The 18980-nt window shown below is 45.5% G+C and carries 15 protein-coding genes; 8 read left to right on the top strand and 7 right to left on the bottom strand.

Annotated features, from left to right (window positions below; all coding sequences use genetic code 11):
- Positions 1-37: 37 nt before the first annotated feature.
- From N0M92_RS17005 to nikC, 7 genes are all read right to left on the bottom strand, one after another.
- The gene (locus N0M92_RS17005; RefSeq protein ID WP_260286923.1) at positions 38-1363 is read right to left on the bottom strand and encodes an SLC5/6 family protein; all 1326 of its coding nucleotides are present in this window, start codon (positions 1361-1363) and stop codon (positions 38-40) included.
- Positions 1364-1366: 3 nt separating this feature from the next.
- Entirely contained in the window at positions 1367-2065 is a 699-nt protein-coding gene (locus N0M92_RS17010) for a response regulator transcription factor (RefSeq protein ID WP_260286924.1), read from the bottom strand.
- Positions 2062-2829: a sensor histidine kinase gene (locus N0M92_RS17015; protein ID WP_260286925.1), complete on the bottom strand. Its 768-nt coding sequence runs from the start codon at positions 2827-2829 to the stop codon at positions 2062-2064. Before N0M92_RS17015 ends, N0M92_RS17010 begins: the two co-directional genes overlap by 4 nt.
- Before the next feature lie 88 nt (positions 2830-2917).
- Complete coding sequence (locus N0M92_RS17020; protein ID WP_311202571.1) at positions 2918-3907, bottom strand: ABC transporter ATP-binding protein; 990 nt, start codon at positions 3905-3907, stop codon at positions 2918-2920.
- A complete protein-coding gene (locus N0M92_RS17025; RefSeq protein WP_397443873.1) occupies positions 3907-4929 on the bottom strand; it encodes an ABC transporter ATP-binding protein in 1023 nt (340 codons plus the stop codon). Before N0M92_RS17025 ends, N0M92_RS17020 begins: the two co-directional genes overlap by 1 nt.
- A 12-nt stretch (positions 4930-4941) precedes the next feature.
- Entirely contained in the window at positions 4942-5862 is a 921-nt protein-coding gene (nikB, locus tag N0M92_RS17030; RefSeq protein WP_192206512.1) for a nickel ABC transporter permease, read from the bottom strand.
- Between the two features lie 12 nt (positions 5863-5874).
- Positions 5875-6777, bottom strand: coding sequence for a nickel transporter permease (gene nikC / locus N0M92_RS17035; protein ID WP_192206511.1), 903 nt, complete (start codon positions 6775-6777; stop codon positions 5875-5877).
- Positions 6778-6986: 209 nt separating this feature from the next.
- On the opposite strand from nikC, the gene N0M92_RS17040 reads away from it, so the two are divergent.
- The 8 genes from N0M92_RS17040 to N0M92_RS17075 all read left to right on the top strand — a co-directional run bounded on the left by N0M92_RS17040 (position 6987) and on the right by N0M92_RS17075 (position 18957).
- Positions 6987-8543 carry a glutathione ABC transporter substrate-binding protein gene (locus tag N0M92_RS17040; protein WP_260286927.1) on the top strand — a complete coding sequence of 519 codons (1557 nt, stop codon included), beginning with the start codon at positions 6987-6989 and terminating at the stop codon, positions 8541-8543.
- Between the two features lie 65 nt (positions 8544-8608).
- Positions 8609-10120, top strand: a complete 1512-nt coding sequence (locus N0M92_RS17045; RefSeq protein WP_260286928.1) for an amidohydrolase family protein — start codon at positions 8609-8611, stop codon at positions 10118-10120.
- 1 nt (position 10121) lies between these two features.
- A complete protein-coding gene (locus N0M92_RS17050) occupies positions 10122-11621 on the top strand; it encodes a chlorohydrolase family protein (protein ID WP_260286930.1) in 1500 nt (499 codons plus the stop codon).
- Positions 11622-11721: 100 nt separating this feature from the next.
- Entirely contained in the window at positions 11722-13287 is a 1566-nt protein-coding gene (locus N0M92_RS17055; protein WP_260286931.1) for a glutathione ABC transporter substrate-binding protein, read from the top strand.
- A gap of 166 nt (positions 13288-13453) precedes the next feature.
- Positions 13454-14701, top strand: coding sequence for an amidohydrolase family protein (locus N0M92_RS17060; RefSeq protein WP_260287017.1), 1248 nt, complete (start codon positions 13454-13456; stop codon positions 14699-14701).
- Between the two features lie 24 nt (positions 14702-14725).
- Entirely contained in the window at positions 14726-15976 is a 1251-nt protein-coding gene (locus N0M92_RS17065) for an amidohydrolase family protein (protein ID WP_260286932.1), read from the top strand.
- Between the two features lie 28 nt (positions 15977-16004).
- Entirely contained in the window at positions 16005-17252 is a 1248-nt protein-coding gene (locus N0M92_RS17070; protein ID WP_260286933.1) for an amidohydrolase, read from the top strand.
- Between the two features lie 409 nt (positions 17253-17661).
- The gene (locus N0M92_RS17075; RefSeq protein WP_260286934.1) at positions 17662-18957 is read left to right on the top strand and encodes a uracil/xanthine transporter; all 1296 of its coding nucleotides are present in this window, start codon (positions 17662-17664) and stop codon (positions 18955-18957) included.
- Positions 18958-18980 lie beyond the last annotated feature (23 nt).

Raw genomic sequence — 18980 nt, forward strand, 5'->3', positions numbered from 1 at the left:
ATGTATGGAACATCATGATGAATGGGGTTTACAGTATTTATGGTTTTGTTTTCACGAACCTCCATTTGTTCTTGATGAGGGTAAGGATCTTACAAATCACCAGGATCGTCAATGAAGCCAATCCGCTGAACCATATGCTTTGGAATTCACTTACATAAGGCTGGATGATGTATGAAGCCAAAATGGCCAGGACCGCACTTATCGGTATGTAATCAGCGACTTTCCCTTTGCTGAATACGATGACCAGGATTGGGGCCAGCAATGCCGAATATATATTGCCTGAATAAAATAAGAGCTCTAATAGGTTTGGGGAATAGAAGAGTGTAGCAACGAAAACTAATCCTCCAATACAGATTGAAAGCAGGCAGGCCATCCTAATTTTTTGCTGGTCGCTTTTTATTGTTTTTAATGGTTCAAGAATATTGGCTACGATCAGGCTTACCAATGAATGCAGGCAGGCACCGAATGTTGAGGCGATTGCACTGAAAGCGCAGAGCACAAAAAGGATGAAAAAGAATGGTGTCGTTATTTTGTTTGCCAATCCATCCAGGATCGAGTGTATATCAGTGAAGCCGCCCGTAAAGATGACCATGATGAACAGGGATGAAAAGGAGAGAGGGAATATGATCCAGATAAGGCCGGATAAAGAGAATGTTAAGGGAACCTTTTTCATTTCCATCATGAATAATCGCTGCCATGATGTCAGGTCAAAGAAAAACTGGCCGAACCCGACAAGAAGTCCTGCAAAAAGAAAACTCCATAGATCATACTTATTGATTACGAGCATGTATGGATGGTATAAACGAATCCCATCATAAACAGGCTGAATCCCTTCCTTGACGAAAAAGTATAAAGGAATCAAGATTACCGCGGCAAACATGAAGATGACTTGAAAAGCGGCGAATCCATGAATGAGCTTTAACCCGCCGAATCCAGCATAAAGGACACAAAAACCGAAAAAAAAGAACAGTCCGACATAGAGGGGGGTGTCGAAAAGAAACTGACATAGGGTGGACGCGGCCATTCCTTGAATGAATAAGATGTGTAAACTGGTTATGACCAGAATTACGATCAATATCCAATATCCGAGGGGGTGAAGCCGGGCTTTTAAATAGTCCCCGATGGTCAGCCCCACGGGGAAATCCTGCCGAACCCTCTTCCCGATGAAGCTGAACATGGACAGGGCGATCGCTCCCATCAGTGCGTATCCAATCCCTCCGAAGACTCCATACTTCACCATCGATTCGGGGGAGGATAGAATCGTGGTTCCTGTCACCCAGCGTGCCAGGAGGGAGATGATCCCTAAACCCATCCCGATTTGGATGGGGCCTTGTACGTATTCTTGAAATGTACGTGATCGCAATGTTCATTTTCCTTTCTCGCGGAACTCCTTGGGCGTGATTCCCTCTATCTTCCGGAATAAAGTGCTGAAATAATGCTGGCTATTGAAACCTGAGTTTTCAGCGACGTCTGATATGCTCCAGCTGGTGTTATTGGTTAAGGCCCTTTTAGCGGCCTTTATTCTATAGTGCATTAAATATTCCGAAAAGGAAGTGCCGACTTCTTCATGGAATTTCCTGCTTAAATAAGTCGGATTGGTATGCACTTCACGAGCGATGTCCGAAAGGGAAAGTTTTTCGGCATAATTTTCGTGAATGAATGAAAGTGAATGGTGAATAAGGGTTGAATAGTTTTGAGAAGATTCCCTTTTGTCATACTTGGCCAGGACTTTATGCAAATCACTTTCTATGACGGGTTTCGTTAAATAATCAACCACGCCTATCCTGATGGATTGCTGGGCATAATCGAAACTTTGATGCGCGGTCACCATTATGATTTCGACTTCTTTGTTAAGGGCCCTTAGGTCTTCACCAAATTCAAGACCCGATCGCCCCGGTAGATTAATATCCAGGAAAGCGAGGTTGATTTTATGATTTTGGTTGAGGGTCAGTGCCTGACAGGCATCAGCAGCTTTGTGAAACGTCCAAAAAGGGTATATGGACTGAATCATATATTCCATTTGTTCAAGGACCAATGGTTCGTCATCAACTAATAATACATTCATTCCGGCTCCGCCTCCTCCAATTTCTTTTCAAAAACAAGTGGCCATGATACCTCTACTTTAGTTCCCGATTCATTAGAAGCGATATTCAATTGTGCACGGTCATTAAAATACAAATATAGACGTTTTTGGATATTATCCAGGCCATGGCCGCCTTCGTTCGTAACGGAAGATTCATTTCCCATTAATCCATTATCCGCCACTTCCAGATATACCATCTGCGAATCCAGATGGAACCGGATATGCAGCAGGGCTTCCCCCACTTTTTTTTCCAAACCGTGTTTAAACGAATTCTCCACCAATGTCTGGAGGATGAAGGGTGGGACCAGTGCGATTGCTAATGGTTCTGGGCACTCCATGTCAATCTTGAGCCGATCACCGAAGCGAAGGGTCTGGATGTCGAGATAATGCTGGGTATACTGGATTTCCTGGGAAAGGGGGATCAATGGTTCTGATGCTTTATATTTGAATTTCAGGAATTGCGAAAATGCTTCTAAGGCCCGTATTAATTCAGCCGTCCTGTTCAGGCGGGCCAAGCCCAGTATGACATTCAGTGTATTGAACAAAAAGTGTGGCTGGATTTGCTGGTTCAATTTATTATACTGTGCTTCTTGCAGTGCTTGCTCCAGGCGGATCTCTTTGTTTTTATTTTCAAGAAGGTCGATCCTTTTCTCGAATATGAATAGAAATAAAAGAGCGATAGCCCCCATGATGGGAGCTAAAATAAAGAGCATGATAATTAATGTGAATCCTTCGTAACTTAGCATGGTGAACCTCTGCTGGTTATATTTTTAAATAACTTGAATGATTCTGTTTATTAGTATCATACTAAAGACCCCTAAGGAAATCTACAGCTTATGACACAATGTGACAAGCAACTTGATGATTTTGTGCCGTTCTTTTTAGTTCAGGCAGCTGTGTTTTGCAGATATCCTGTACAAAAGGGCACCGTGTATGGAAGCGGCATCCGCTTGGAGGATCGATGGGCGAGGGGACATCACCCGTCAAGAGGATCCGTTCTCTTTCATGCACAGGATTCGGTACTGGGATGGCCGATAGCAATGCCCTTGTATATGGATGCTGCGGCTGTTCGAAAATGGACTTTTTATCGGCTATTTCGACGATCTTTCCGAGATACATGACCATCACCCGATCCGAGATATGCCTGACCACGCCTAAATCATGTGAGATGAAAAGGAAGGTAAGGTCGAACTGGCGCTGTAAGGATTTCAATAAATTCAGTACTTGTGCTTGAATGGAGACATCCAGAGCAGATACAGCTTCGTCACATATGATCAATTTTGGGTCCACTGCAAGAGCCCGTGCAATGCCGACCCGCTGTCTCTGGCCGCCGCTGAATTCATGCGGGTATCTTTCCATGGATTCCGGTCTAAGCCCGACATGTCCCAATAATTCTTCAATCCGGCTCTTTCGGTTTTCTTTAGGTACTACATTTTGGATGGCCAAAGCTTCTCTGAGAATTTGGCCGATCGTCTGTCTCGGATTAAGGGAGGCAAATGGATCTTGAAAAATGACTTGCAGATCTTTCCTGGTACGCCTCATTTCTTTTTTTCCTAAACTCAGTAAATCCTTATCCTGAAAGTGAATGCTCCCGCTTGTTGGTTCATCCAATCGAAGGATGGCCCTTCCGGTAGTCGATTTTCCGCAGCCGGATTCGCCGACTATGCTTAAGGTTTCGCCCTGATGGATATCGAAGGTAATGTCATCGACGGCTTTTACATGATTGATGGTCCTTCCGAAAAAACCGCCCTTGATCGGAAAGTATTGTTTCAATTGATCCACTTTAAGCAGAACCTTTTTCTCTGCAGCTGGTACACCCATCATTACATTCCCACCTTCTCTTGAGCGTCATATTCCTTCTCCCATTGGGAGGTGAACATCCAGCAGCTGACCTCGGTGCTGGGGCCGATAGCCTGGAGATCCGGAACGGCTTGTTCACAAATGCCCCTCGCATGTGCACAGCGGGGAGCGAAGCTGCAGCCCTTGGGCATGTTGTAAGGACTTGGAACGGTCCCGGGGATTGTAGCCAGTTCTTCCTGGTCCATGTCCAGACGCGGAAGGGAGTTCAATAAGCCAATCGTGTATGGATGTTTTGGGTTTGTGAATATTTCCTTGGCCAAAGTGTATTCGACGATTTTTCCTGCGTACATGACGGCAACCCGATCACAGGTTTCGTATACGACACCCAAATCATGGGTGATCAAAATGACAGCCGTCCCGAAATCCTTTTGCAGCGTCTTGATCAGTTCAAGGATTTGGGCTTGGATCGTCACATCCAGTGCTGTTGTAGGTTCATCCGCTATTAGAACCTCAGGGTGGCAGGCAAGTGCCATGGCAATCATGACCCTTTGCCTCATTCCGCCGCTTAGCTCATGCGGCTCCTGTTTTGCCCTTTTTTCGGGTGAGGGGATGCCGACGAGCCGAAGCATGTCGACCGCTTTATTCCATGCTTCCTTTTTTCCCAGCTTTTGATGGAGCCGGATCGCTTCCGCAATTTGCTCGCCCGCTGGATATACGGGATTCAATGATGTCATCGGCTCCTGAAATATCATCGAAATTTCATTGCCGCGTATGGACCGCATCTGTTTTTCAGACTTCGTAAGCAAATCCTCCCCTTTAAAAAGGATGCTGCCACCGGCAATCTTGCCGGGCGGAGATGGAATGAGCCTTAATAATGATAGCGATGTTATGCTTTTCCCGCTTCCCGACTCCCCGACGATTCCAAGCGTTTCCCCTTTATTAAGGGAGAAACTGATCCCGTTGACTGCTTTACTCGTTCCTTCGTCAGTGAAAAAGTGGGTTTGCAGATTTTTTACCTCCAGTATTTTATCATCAACCTGTTTCATCATCATACCTCCTTAGTTCAAGTCTATTCTTTTGTTAAAGTATCGATAGAGGACATCCACTGCTAAATTCATGAATACGAAGATAACGGAAGCGATGAGGACCCCGCCTTGGACCATCGGCAAATCCCTCGTCCTGATTGCATCGACTATCAATCTCCCAAGTCCATTGATGGCAAAAACGGACTCTGTCAATACTGTGCCGCCAAGGAGTGCGCCGAACTGGAGGCCAACGACTGTAATGACGGGGATAAGCGCATTTTTCAGACCATGTTTATAAATGATGATATATTCTTTCAATCCCTTGGCTCTTGCGGTCCGGATGTAGTCCTGGCGAACGACTTCAAGCATGCTCGACCTGGTCATCCTGGCGACAATGGCCGCTCCGCCGGCCCCAAGGGTTATGGCTGGGAGTATCATGTGGCTGAAAGTTCCCCAACCTGAAACCGGAAACAAATGAAGGTTCACGGAAAAGAAGTAGATAAGCATGAGGCCCAGCCAAAAACTAGGTAACGAGATTCCCAGTAAAGCAACGATCATGATGGAAATGTCAGCTGCCGAGTATTGCTTGGTGGCCGAGATGATTCCTGCGATCATTCCAAGGACGACGGTTATGAAAATGCTGGCAAGTGCCAGTTCAAGGGTGATGGGCAAACGGACCATGATTTCGTCCAAAACAGGGCGGCTGCTGCGGAGAGATTCCCCGAAGTCACCTTGAACCGCATGAAGGATATAGTCGACGTACTGATAGAGGATTGGACGATCCAAGCCAAGCTCATGCCGCAGCGATTCAATCGTTTCTTTAGTCGCTCCTTCACCTGCAAGCAGTGTTGCCGGATCTCCAGGGACCATTTGCATGATGAGGAACACAACAAGACTTACTCCCAGTAATACCGGTATGGTTTGAAGCACCCGTCGGATAATAAATACGAACATTTTCTCTCCTCCTTATTTTTTCATTCTTGGATCCAGGGCATCTCTAAGTCCATCCCCGAAGATATTGAAACCAAGTACCAGTGTTGAAATCGCTATCCCCGGAAACAAAGCGATGTGGGGGGCGCTGAACAAATAATCCCGACCGCTGCTCAGCATCGCTCCCCATTCTGGAGAGGGCGGCTGGGCTCCCAGTCCCAGAAATGATAATCCGGCTGCCGACAGAATGGCCGTTGCCAGACGTAATGTGGCTTGAACGATGACAGGTGATAGAATATTCGGAAAAATATGCTTGCATATGATCGTGATGTCAGTGGCTCCCAATGCACGAATGGCATCGATATATTCCAGCTTCCTGACTGACAATGTGGAACCGCGTACAATCCGGGCGAACATCGGTATGGAAAAGACGCCGACCGCTACCATTACATTGATTAAACTTGGACCAAGGGCACTGATGATGGCAAGAGCAAGCAAAATTCCCGGGAAAGCCAGCAGAACATCGACAATCCTCATGATGACGGTATCGATCCATTTTCCGTAATACCCGGCTGTTAACCCGAGAAGTATCCCAATGAACGCCCCGAAGAATACAGAGACAAACCCGACCGTTAATGAAAGCCTTGTCCCATATAATAATCTGCTTAAAATATCCCTTCCCTTATCATCCGTACCCATCAAATGTTCGGCTGATGGAGGCTGGAGTTTGTTGACCAAATCAATTTCATACGGATCCTGCGGTGAGATCAAAGGTGCAAAGATAGCCAATAAAATATAAAAAAGTACGATGTACCCGCCTACCAACGCCAATTTATTTCGTTTGAACTTTTTATAAAAGGCTTTCCAGTGTCTTAGTTTCGGAGATTTTCTTTCGTTTACATTCAATTCGTTATGATTGATTACGACCTCTGGCTTCATTGGACTTCCTCCTTTTCTTTCATTCAATTTATTCAAAAAAGGAATTGAAGTAAATATGATGCGGAAAAGCAGTAAAGATAATTAAAAAATGAGTAAAGATTCTGAAAATATACAATTTCATTTTTTTTTATAATTTACATAAGCCCGATGTACCCATAGCTGAACGTCACTTGGAGAAACAAAGGGAGGATGAAAAGGGAGGAACTAGAATGAGAAAAGGTATGATTGGGTTGCTTTTTGCCTCTTTATTAGGCATCTCATCCGTTTTATCAGGGTGTGCAGCAGAACAAACCGGCAGCAAGGAAACAGAGGAAAAAGCGAAAGAAGGAGGAACGCTGATCGTCGCGCGATTATCTGATGCGACCACCTTGGACCCTCATTTCATAACAGACATTCCATCGGCAAACGTCATTTATGAAAAGGTTTATCAAACATTGGTCGTTCCTGACAAAAATATGAATCCTAAACCGCTGCTCGCAAAAGAGTGGAAACAGCTGGATGATGTCACGTGGGAGTTCAAATTGCAGGAGGGAGTCAAATTCCATGATGGGGCCCCATTCAATGCAGAAGCGGTGAAAACCAATTTCGACAGGATACTGGACCCAGCAACAGCATCGCCGCAGGCTGGTAAATTGGAAATGATCAAAGAAATCAAAGTCGTTGACGAAACGACCGTACAATTCAAGCTGAAATATCCTTATGCTCCGCTGTTATCGATTTTAGTGAGTAATGAAGGAAGCATCATCAGCCCTAAAGCGATTAAGGAAAATAGTGACAAGTTGGCTCAAAACCCCGTTGGGACAGGGCCATTCGTGTTTAAATCGTGGAAGCCTGGTGAAGAAATCACACTTTCGAAAAACAAGGATTACTGGGGGGATAAGCCTAAGATCGATGGGGTGGTATTCAAGGTTGTCCCTGAAGATGCTACGAGGATTGCGATGATTGAAACGGGTGAAGCGCATGTGACAGATCAAGTGCCAGTGACGGAGATTGATAGGATCGAAGCTTCGGGCACGATGGATTTATATCGCACGGAGGGACTTGCTGTTGAATACTTAAGCTTCAATGTTAAGAAAAAACCTTTTGATGATGTGCGGGTCCGCAAGGCGGTCGCTCATGCCATCGAGGTGGATTCCATCATTAAAGGGGTTTATAACGACATCGGTACGAGGGCAAATTCGACAATGAGCCCAAAGGTGTTTGGATATGATCCGGATATAAAAGGCTACGATTATGATATTAATGAATCGAAGAAGCTCTTGACTGAAGCGGGTGTCAAGGATGGTTTGGAGTTTACACTGACGACGAGCGATCGTAAGGAAAGGATCAATATGGCTGAGGTGATTCAATCCCAGTTAAAAGGAATCGGAATCAAGGTCAAGATTCAAGTCCTTGAGTATGGGGCTTACATTGACGCGACAGCCAAGGGCGAGCACCAGGTAGCGATAGGCGGCTGGGGCAATGCCACCGGCGATGGAGATTATAATCAATTCAATCTTTTCAATAGCAAATCCCAAGGTGCTGCGGGAAATAGTGCATTCTACAGCAACCCGGAAGTGGATAAATTGATTGAAGATGCACGTAAAGAATCGGATAGCGATAAACGTAAGGAACTATATTCCAAGGCACAAGCAATTGAAAGGGAAGAAGTTCCATATGTTCCGATCCGTAATTATGAACACTTGGCCGTATATGGCGAAACGGTTAAAGGGCTTTGGCTGAATCCGGCAAATTATTTAATGCTTGATGACGTAACCGTGAAGTAGACATTCATCACAAAAGGAAGGCAGCATAAGGATGTTATGCTGTCTTCTCAATTAGGAGGGGAAATATGATCGATTTATTGCTAATCCATGGGACCGTGATAACCATGGATCAAAACAGGAGAATTCTGCCGGATGGCGCCGTCGCCATACATCAAGGAAGGATTTTAGCCGTTGATTCCAGCGAAAAACTGACATTGCAGTATGAGGCTGTAAAAGTCATCGATTGCAGCCATCAATGCATATTGCCGGGATTGATAGATGTTCATGGGCATGGGGGACATTCCATGTTCAAAACGATTGCAATGGAAAATATTGATTTTTGGATGCCCATCATGACGAATGCGTACAAGCATTTTGTTACAGATGACTTTTGGTATTACGAAGGAAAGCTATCCTCACTTGAGAGGTTAAAGGCGGGCGTGACAACCGGGGTGAGCGTGTTAGGATCCATGCCGCGGTCCGATGAACCGATTTTTGCCATCAATCATGCAAAAGCATACGCCGAAGTGGGGATCAGGGAAGTGGTATGCACAGGGCCTTGCAACCCTCCATGGCCCCATTCATTTAGCCGGTGGATTGACGGAAAGAGAGTGGTGAAGGAAGTTACCTATGAAGAGGTGCTACAGGGGGCGGAAGCTGTAATCGAGGCGCTGAACCATGCGAATGAAGACCGCACAAGAGCCTTCATTACGCCATTTGTCATCGTGACATCCGTGGATCCCTCCAATCCCACATCTCCTGACAGACTTTATGGGCTGAATGATCATGACCTTTATCAAGCGAAGAAAATTAGGGAGATTGCCAGGAAATATAATACACGCATTCACTCTGATGCCTTTGGCGGGATGATTCATTTAGCGATACAGGATAAGGAAAATGCCCTATTGGGTCCGGATGTCCATTTACAGCACTGTCGGGGCATTTCCTTCGATGAGGCAAGAATACTGGCAGAAACAGGTACCAACGTCAGTGCATCACCTGGATTTGGCCAGGTTCATGCCCGTACCCCGATAACTGAATTATTGGAGATGGGTGCAACTGTGGCAATCTCCACGGATGGGACTTCCCCTTCCACAAGTTTCGATATGTTTCAGGCAATGAGGAAAACACAGTTCGTTCACCAGGCAGCACTTAGGGACTACTATTATTTACCGCCAGGCAAGCTGTTGGAAATGATCACGATAGATGCTGCGAAATGCATTGGCTGGGATGATGAAATAGGCTCCCTTGAGATCGGGAAAAAAGCGGATGTCATTACGGTCAATCTGCATCAGCCTCACCTGACCCCTGAATTCATGCATGTTCACAGGCTTGTATTTCAAGCAGTGGCGAATGATGTGGAGCATGTCATCGTGGATGGGAAATTGATCATGGAAGGGAGGAATGTACGGACGGTCCATGAAAGTACAGTGCTTGATGAAGCGAATGAGGAGGCCTTTTCAACGATAAAGCGTGCGGGGCTCGAAAAGTATATGCAACCGACGAAATATTTCTGGGGCCATGCCAGGGCATATGTAGATGAAAAGCGATATGACGAACGAGAAGAAGAAGCTGCCGCGATGGTGAAAGGGGAATAAGATGAAAACCAAGCTTAAAGGAAGATATGTAATTGGGTATGATGGATGCGATCATGTCATTTTGGAAAAAGCGGAAATCGTTTATGAAAAAGACACGATTCTGTATGTCGGAAAAAATTATCCAGGAGAAGTGGACGAGGTAATGGATGCCGGAAACGCCATTATCAGTCCCGGATTCATAGATTTAAATGCATTAGGGGACATTGACCATGATATCTTACATTTTGAAGCCGATGCCGACAGACAGAAAAACCTTCTCTGGTCAGAGAAGCATATAAAAAGCGGACATTCTGAATTAATGACCGGGGAAGAAGAAGCTTTTAAATCACTCTATGCTTATTCACAACTCATCCTTCATGGCGTGACGACGGCGATGCCCATTACTTCCGTTTTTTATAAAAACTGGGCTGAAACCTATGATGAATTGGCAGCTGCGGCAGAACATGCAGCTGGATTGGGGTTAAGGATTTACCTTGGCCCGAGTTTCCAATCAGGAATGAGGGTCGTTCAGCCTGACGGGAATATTAAACTGCATTGGGATGAAAAAGCCGGGGAAGAGGGATTACGGAAAGCGGTCGAGTTTGTGGAAAAATTCGATGGAGCGTATGAAGGCATGGTCAGAGGGATGCTTGCCCCAGAACGTATAGAGTCCCAAACGGCAGATCAATTAAAACAGATTAAATATTACAGCGAAAAATTGGACGTACCCATAAAGCTGCATGCTGCACAAGGAAGTTTTGAATTCAACACCATCTGGAATGCCCATCAAGTTACACCGATCAGATATTTGTACGACCTTGGCTTTCTCGGTCCAAGAACAGGGATCCCGCATGCCCACTTTGTTTCAGGATATAGTAAAGCGAAATATGGACAGGGTGATGACTTGGCGCTGCTTGCTGAAACGAATACAACGGTGATTCATTGCCCCCTGATCATCGGGAGGCATGGGGAGGCACTGGAATCTTTCGCTAAATATAAACGGGCTGGGATCAATATCGCCCTTGGAACGGACACATTCCCTCCGGATATGTTCCAGAACGTCAGGACAGGCAGCATGCTCTCACGGATGGTGGAAGGAGATACGGAAGGCTCTGTCTATGCCGATTTCTTTCGGTCAGCCACACTTGATGCGGCCGCTTTTCTTGGCAGGAACGATTTAGGACGCATCGCTGCGGGGGCCAAGGCGGATATTATCGCGATTGACTTGGACGGTTTTCATATGGGTGTGATCGATGATCCCATTCGAACCATGTTCGTAAGCGGGTCTGGGAGGGACGTTAAATTATCGATCATAAATGGAAAAGTAGTCATGAAGGATCAAATGATCCCCAATCTGGATTTAACGGAAATCAGATATAAGGGACAACAATATTTTAAGAAGATGAGAAGAGGATATATGGAAAGGGATTATCAGGAGCTTGCGGAGAAAGATTTGTTTAAGCCATCATTCAAGGTCGTGGAATCGATAAGCGAGACGGAAGCAATTCTTGATAACAAGTAAAGAAAATGAAAAACATAGTAAAGATATTCGAAAAAAATAGTCAGAATATTTCCTATAATTAGATAAATATTCAAAAAATGAAATTGGGAGGCAGAAGACCATGGGGTTAAAACGTGGGACAGGTAAGCTTTTTCTAGTCATGATCATGGCTATCATCATTACGGGCTGTTCTTCTAACAATGACGTAAACACAACGGCAAGTGATCCGAACCGGGCATCAAAAGAAGGGGGTACATTGGTCATTGCCCGCTTATCCGACGCTGAGAATTTGGATCAGCAGTTCATGTCCACGATTAACGCCGCTAGCGTCACTCACCATAAAGTCTATGAAGGTCTTGTACAACGGGATGAGAATAGTGAGATACAGCCAATGCTAGCAGAAAAATGGAAGCAAATTGATGACACGACCTGGGAATTCAAGCTTAGGGAAGATGTAAAGTTTCATGATGGTACGCCATTTAATGCAGACGCAGTAAAAAAGACGTTTGATCGACTATTAGATCCGTTGGTTGCATCTCCGAGGGCAGTCGTGTTCGAAATGGTAAAAGAGGTGAAACCGGTTGATGAATTCACCGTGCAATTCATTTTAAAGGAACCATTTTCCCCTCTCCTTTCCATATTGGCGAATCACGAAGGCGGAATCATCAGTCCGAAAACAATTGAAAAGTATGGCAAAAAGATCATCCAGGAACCAAATGGAACCGGTCCTTTCGTTTTTGATTCATGGTCACCAGGCCAGGAAATCACGTTGACGAAAAACGAGAGCTATTGGGGAGACGAGCCAAAAGTGGACAAGGTCGTCTTCAAAGTCGTCCCTGAAGACTCCACGAGGATATCGATGATTGAAACCGGTGAAGCGCAAATCGCAGAGCCTCTTCCTGTAGCTGTCATGGACCAGGTTGAATCTTCCCCGGCAATGGATGTTTACCGCAGTGAAGGATATGGTACCGAATACTTAGGGTTCAATGTCAATAAAGAACCGTTCAATGATGTAAGGGTCCGTAAGGCCATCGCCCATGCCATTGAAATGGACTCGATCATCAAGGGCGTCTTTAATAATGTGGGGGTGAAGGCGAACTCCTTGATGGGATCTAAAGTATTCGGTTACAACCAAGACCTCGAAGCCTATGATTACAACCTGAAGGAAGCGAAGAAACTGATGGCCGAAGCCGGATATTCAGACGGCTTGGATGCAACCATCCTGACAATGGACAGTAAAGAAAGAGTTAATTTGGCCGAGGTCCTGCAATCCCAACTAAAAGGTATCGGGATTAATTTGAAGGTACAGGTGATGGAGTACGGTTCGTTCGTGGAACAAGTGAATAAAGGGCAATCGGAAATGTTCATCATCAGTTGGAGAAACGCGACCGGGGATGCCGATTATAATCAATATAACCTATTTCATACGGAATCACAGGGAGCGGCAGGAAATACATTCTTTTACAGCAATCAAAAGGTTGATCGTTTAATAGATGCCGCCAGGAAGGAAAAAGAAGAGGGGAAACGCAAAGAACTATACGCAGAGGCACAGGAAATCGAGATGGGTGACACCCCGTATATTCCTGTAAGGGTCATAGAAAATGTTGCTGCAGTCGCTAAAGAAGTAAAAGGATTTTCAATCAGCCCTTCAGGCTATCTGGAGATAAATGACGTAACGATCAAGTGATGGGGAGATAAGACGAAAGGGGTTCATCCATTAGGGTGAATCTCTTTCTTTGGCGCAATAAGTAAAAATAACATAAAAACGAGTAAAAATTCTGAAATGATTTGTTGATTTTTAGAACTATAATGAAAGTGATGCATATTCAATCTGGAGTGGAAGGGTGAGTTTAATGTCTCAATCGTATTGGCTGACGAATGTACGCTTGGAAAATGGGTTTACTTATAATGAAAATGAAACGATCACCGGCACTGAAACCGGAAATTACCACATCAAGATTGAAAATGGAAAAATATCCTCGATTCTATTGTCAAAGGAATCGATAACGGATCAGGACCCACAGCATGATGTTCACGGTCTCCTGATGGTCCCCTCGTTTAAGGAAATGCATATCCACATTGATAAAACCTACTATGGCGGTCCGTGGAAGGCTTGCCTGCCTGCCATTAATGGCGTGAAAACCCGGATAGAAGAAGAGCAGGTCTTACTGCCGGAATTATTGCCTACCGCTAAAGTAAGAGCGGAAAAAATGCTGGATTTATTATTGGACTTCGGCTCTACCCATATACGCACACATTGCAACATTGACCCCGTTATAGGTCTGAAAAACTTGGAGGCCACCATTCAGGCACTGGAAGGATATAAGGATAAATTGACGTATGAAATCGTCGCATTCCCACAGCATGGACTATTACGCAGTAATTCCGTCGGTTTGATAAGGGAGGCCATGAAGAATGGCGCGAATCTGGTAGGCGGCGTCGATCCCGCCACCATTGATGAAAACATAGAGCAATCCCTTGAAACAATCATGGATATCGCGGTCGAACACAATTCCGATATCGATGTCCATTTACATGATCCGGATCACCTTGGACTCTTCACCATGCAGCGCCTCGCTTCACTGACGGAAGACGCAGGCTGGCAAGGAAGGGTCACGGTCAGCCACGCAAGCGGTTTGGCAGATCTTTCAGTCCCGGAGGCAGCGGGCATAGCCGAAAGGTTTTCGGAAACAGGAATATCGATTACATCCACAGTGCCGATCTTCAGAACGATTCCCATCCCCCTTCTTCATGAAAAAGGGGTGAAGGTCGAATTGGGTAATGACAGCCTCACTGATCACTGGACACCCTTTGGCATCGGGGACAATCTGGAAAAGGCCGGTCGCCTTGCCGAGAGGTTTCGCATGATTGAAGAACGTTCCTTAGCGCAAAGCCTGCAATTCATAACAGGAGGGAAGACCCCATTAAACAAGGACGGGATCAAGGCGTGGCCTAATGTCGGGGATGAGGCGAATATCGTGTTGCTTGAAGCCAGCTGTTCTGCGGAAGCGGTGGCTAGAAGGGCAAAGCGTGCCGCTGTCATCTTCAGAGGCAAGGTTGTTAGCGGATCTATTTCATCTTTCGAGACGACAGGTGTTTAATCTTCTATTAAAGAGAGTGATTTGATGAATGAAGCATACTGGCTTACAAACGTTACACTTGATAGTGGATTTGTTTTTGAGAATGGACGGATTGACCGGACGAAGACAGCTGCATACAACATGTATATAAAAAATGGGGTCATAAAGGAATTGCAATTGGCTTCAAGTATGCCTTTGAAAACGGATGATCCTGTTCACGACGCGGGAAAGCTGCTTGCACTTCCTCCTTTCAAGGAGATGCATAATCATCTTGACAAGACTTATTTAGGACTGCCATGGAAATCATGCATTCCGGTTCCGAATTTAATCGAACGCTTAAAGTTAGAAGCAAAAGAGCTTGCTGAACTGGCTGAAACCGGTCGGCTCCGGGCTGAACGGATGCTTCAACTATTGTTAAGCGGCGGGGCGACGCATGTAAGGACGCATGTTAACATCGATCCATACATCGGCATGAAGAACTTGGAAGAGATTCAAAGTGCATTATATCGTTTCAAAGGGAAAATGACATACGAGATCGTGGCTTTCCCACAGCATGGACTGCTAAGAACGAATTCAAAAGGGTTGATGAGACAAGCGATGAAAGAAGGGGCGTCTTTGGTGGGCGGCCTGGATCCTGGCGGCGTGGATAATAATATAGAAGCTTCCCTATATGAAATGGTCGATTTGGCCGTTGAATTTGATGCTGATATTGATATTCATATACATGATCCCGGTCATCTAGGTTTATATACGATCAAGAAACTCGCTTCTTTGATCGATGAAGCAGGGTGGAAAAACAGAGCGGCCATCAGTCATGCTTTTGCACTTGGTGATGTTTCAATAGAAGAATCAAATGAACTGGCCAGTGAACTATCAAAACTGGGGGTAGCCATCATGTCTACAGTTCCGATCAACAGGGTCATTCCCCCGATTGATTCACTGCATGAAAAAGGTGTCCATGTTGCCCTTGGATGCGATGGCTTTTATGACTCCTGGTCCCCGTTTGGTACAGGGGATATGCTGGAAAAGGCAGGCCGATTGGCCGAGAGGTACAACTGGAAGGACGAGTATGCATTGTCCCAATCACTCCAATTCATTACGGGAGGGATCAAGACACTGGACCCTGAAGGAAATCGTTTATGGCCGAATGTGGGAAATGACGCTAGTATGGTTTTTGTGGAAGCATCTTGTGCTGCCGAGGCAGTTGCCAGGAGATCGAAGCGTGCTGCGGTTATGGTCAATGGAAATCTGGTTTACGGCGGACTCGATCGCGAATCTGCCTTGAAGTCGAATTGAAGGTCTATTTCAAGAAGGGATGAAAATCATGAATACAATCTATTGGTTAAAGAATGTTCGTTTGGAATGTGGTTACAAGATAGAGAATGAAAGAGTTACAGGAACGGTGACCGGGTTATTTCATCTGTTGATGGAGGATGGGAGGATTGCGAAGGTTGTCAAAGATGGGGAAGCCATACATGATGATTTACCGGTGGAGGATGCAAAAGGGTTGCTGGCGTTACCATCCTTCATCGAAAAGCATGTTCATCTTGATAAGACACTGATGGGGGATGTTTGGAGAGCGTGCACTCCTTCTTCAAGTGTCATTGAACGCTTTGAAAATGAGAAGCGGGTCCTGCCTTCCATAGCAACAAGCACATGTAAACGTGCAGAATCTTTACTGGAAATCCTTTTAGCTTCCGGCTCTGCACATATACGGACCCATGTTGATATTTATCCTGAAGTGGGATTGCAAAACTTAGAGCAAGTGCAGCAGGCGCTTGCTGGCTATTCTCATAGACTCAGTTCAGAAATAGTCGCATTTGCGCAGCACGGATTGTTGCGGTCCGGTTCAGTCAAACTTGTCAGGGAGGCATTGCGAAACGGGGCAGGAATCGTCGGGGCGGTCGATCCAGCAACAGTCGATAACAATATTGAAGCATCGCTGGTTCAATTGATGGATTTAGCAGTGGAAGCGAACGCTGATGTGGACTTGCATTTGCATGATCCAGGCCATCTGGGCACGTTCACCATGAAACGCTTGGCAGCTCTGACCAAGCAGGCTGGCTGGGAAGGCAGGGTAGCATTAAGCCATGCTTTCGGTATCGGGGACGTATCCAAGGAAGAAGCCTATGATTTGGCTGACATTCTTAGGGATGCGGGGATTTCCATCGTCACCAGTGTCCCTATTAACAGGCAGATGCCCCCTGTTGATTTATTACATGAAAGAGGGGTTGAAGTATCAGTAGGAAATGATAATATCTTTGATGTATGGTCCCCTCTTGGGAATGGTGACATCTTGGAGAGAGCAGGAAGGCTCGCAGAACGTTTCAAATGGATCGATGAAGTTTCACTTTCCCGGACACTCGGGTATATAACCGGCGGAAAAACCCCATTGGACGAAAAGGGTAACCAGGTATGGCCGAAAGCGGGAGATGCCGCAAGTCTGGTGTTAATTGACGCAAGCTGTTCTGCAGAGACAGTTGCCAGGCGTTCTGAACGTAAAGCAGTCATGTATAAAGGAAACGTAGTTTCCGGTTCACTGTCTAAACAAAAGCAGTCAATTGAACGGTAAAAGTAAACGAAAAAGGATTTCCGGATACTTCCGGATTTCCTTTTTCGTTTTGGTTATGGAACGGCTTCCGCTTCCATGTACTTTTACTTACTTATGTTATATGCTGTGGAAGTGATTTTTTTCTAAATTGGTTAAGGAATCCCTTCCGTGCCATTGTCGCTATTACACAAATATATTTTAAACAGACTCGCGTATGCCTGTCCATTTGCCTTGCAGCCTTAGTCAAGCCAACAAATTAGCAGGGAGCTGCAGTCTTTGTTACTATTAATGGTAACGTCATCATTATCTCATGCCCCGTCCGGGGACCGCGTTTATTAGCATGGTGCTGTCTTATCGCCTTTTTCAATGGAAGGGCAATTGAAATTCACCATGAGCTTGAAAAGTATCATGTTCAAAGGAGATGGAATCTATGAAAAGTTGGAGTTCTTCTGTGACTCTATTTTCTTCTTTTCAATGGTTGTTTTTTATTTTTGCAAATACGGTAGTAGTGCCCATATCGATTGGCGCAGCTTTTGATCTGCCTCCCGATGTTACGGAAATGACCATGAGAAGCTCTCTCATTTTCACCGGGATCGCTTGCGTGTTTCAGGGGTGGAAGGGGCATAAGTATCCACTCATGGAAGGTCACTCCGGTCTATTGTGGGGAGTGATGCTGAATCTAGGGTTATCAGCACCATCCTTAGGGCTCGGTTATGCCGAGATAGGAGGGGGAATTGCTACTGGCCTCATTGCAGCTGGTGTCGTGACCCTCATTATTGCTGCCTTCAACCTGATTTCATTTGTCCAGAAGATTTTCACCCCCATGGTCATGACGGTTTATTTATTCCTTCTGACGTTCCAGCTCATCTTTGTCTTTTTCAAGGGGATGCTTGGGATTACGGAGAATGGGGAAATTAACATCCCGGTCAGTTTCCTATCAGTGGGGATTGTACTTCTAGTAAGTATATTAAAGATAAAAGGACCAAGGACCATAGGCAATTTCTCTATATTGATCGGGATTATGGTGGGATGGATTTTTTACGAGCTGCTATTTCCGGAGGCCGGGGGAGAAATGGGATCGACGGGTGCCGCTTTTTCACTTTTCCCATTAGGTGCTCCAAATCTGGAATTCGGGATCATAGCGATTTCCTTTTTTGCAGGATTACTGAATTTGTGTAACACATTCGCTTCCATTCAAGCCGCATCGGAATTAATCGGTGATAAAGCTGAACACAAGCAGTATCGGAATTCTTTATTCATGACTGGCGGTTTTACCATTTTCGCTCCGTTGCTTGGACTTGTTCCGTATACACCTTTTACTTCGTCCATCGGATTTTTGCAGAGCACTCAAATCTATGAGCGGAGGCCCTTCTTGCTTGGAGGCATGCTATTGACCATAATTGGGCTTATTCCTCCTTTCATCGCTTTCCTGGCCACCATGCCGATAACAGTCGGGAATGCAGTATTGTTCGTTGCGTACCTTCAGCTGTTCGGTACGGCTTTCAATAGCGTCAAGGGACAGCATTTCACTTCAGATACGATATTCAGGCTTGCCGTACCAGTATTGATTGGCGTGAGCTTGATGAACATCCTGCCTAATGCATTTTCGAACGTTCCCACGCTTTTACAGCCATTTTTGACGAATGGGCTCATAATGGGCGTATTGATATCAATCGTGCTGGAAAAATCGGTGAACTGGAATCGTTATGAACAGCTGCAGAACTAAGATGACTTCGAAAGTAATGGCTA

It is taken from the genome of Peribacillus aracenensis (assembly GCF_025175645.1).
Taxonomy (GTDB): Bacteria; Bacillota; Bacilli; order Bacillales; family DSM-1321; genus Peribacillus; species Peribacillus aracenensis.

What these genes read in the sequence shown, in the direction of transcription:
- N0M92_RS17040 (WP_260286927.1), top strand. Translation starts at nt 6,987, where the DNA reads ATGAGAAAAGGTATGATTGGGTTGCTTTTTGCCTCTTTATTAGGCATC.
- N0M92_RS17050 (WP_260286930.1), top strand. Translation starts at nt 10,122, where the DNA reads ATGAAAACCAAGCTTAAAGGAAGATATGTAATTGGGTATGATGGATGC.
- N0M92_RS17075 (WP_260286934.1), top strand. Translation starts at nt 17,662, where the DNA reads ATGAAAAGTTGGAGTTCTTCTGTGACTCTATTTTCTTCTTTTCAATGG.
- N0M92_RS17045 (WP_260286928.1), top strand. Translation starts at nt 8,609, where the DNA reads ATGATCGATTTATTGCTAATCCATGGGACCGTGATAACCATGGATCAA.
- N0M92_RS17020 (WP_311202571.1), bottom strand. Translation starts at nt 3,907, where the DNA reads ATGATGGGTGTACCAGCTGCAGAGAAAAAGGTTCTGCTTAAAGTGGAT.
- N0M92_RS17025 (WP_397443873.1), bottom strand. Translation starts at nt 4,929, where the DNA reads ATGAAACAGGTTGATGATAAAATACTGGAGGTAAAAAATCTGCAAACC.
- N0M92_RS17015 (WP_260286925.1), bottom strand. Translation starts at nt 2,829, where the DNA reads ATGCTAAGTTACGAAGGATTCACATTAATTATCATGCTCTTTATTTTA.
- N0M92_RS17010 (WP_260286924.1), bottom strand. Translation starts at nt 2,065, where the DNA reads ATGAATGTATTATTAGTTGATGACGAACCATTGGTCCTTGAACAAATG.
- nikC (WP_192206511.1), bottom strand. Translation starts at nt 6,777, where the DNA reads ATGAAGCCAGAGGTCGTAATCAATCATAACGAATTGAATGTAAACGAA.
- N0M92_RS17070 (WP_260286933.1), top strand. Translation starts at nt 16,005, where the DNA reads ATGAATACAATCTATTGGTTAAAGAATGTTCGTTTGGAATGTGGTTAC.
- N0M92_RS17055 (WP_260286931.1), top strand. Translation starts at nt 11,722, where the DNA reads ATGGGGTTAAAACGTGGGACAGGTAAGCTTTTTCTAGTCATGATCATG.
- N0M92_RS17060 (WP_260287017.1), top strand. Translation starts at nt 13,454, where the DNA reads ATGTCTCAATCGTATTGGCTGACGAATGTACGCTTGGAAAATGGGTTT.
- N0M92_RS17065 (WP_260286932.1), top strand. Translation starts at nt 14,726, where the DNA reads ATGAATGAAGCATACTGGCTTACAAACGTTACACTTGATAGTGGATTT.
- nikB (WP_192206512.1), bottom strand. Translation starts at nt 5,862, where the DNA reads ATGTTCGTATTTATTATCCGACGGGTGCTTCAAACCATACCGGTATTA.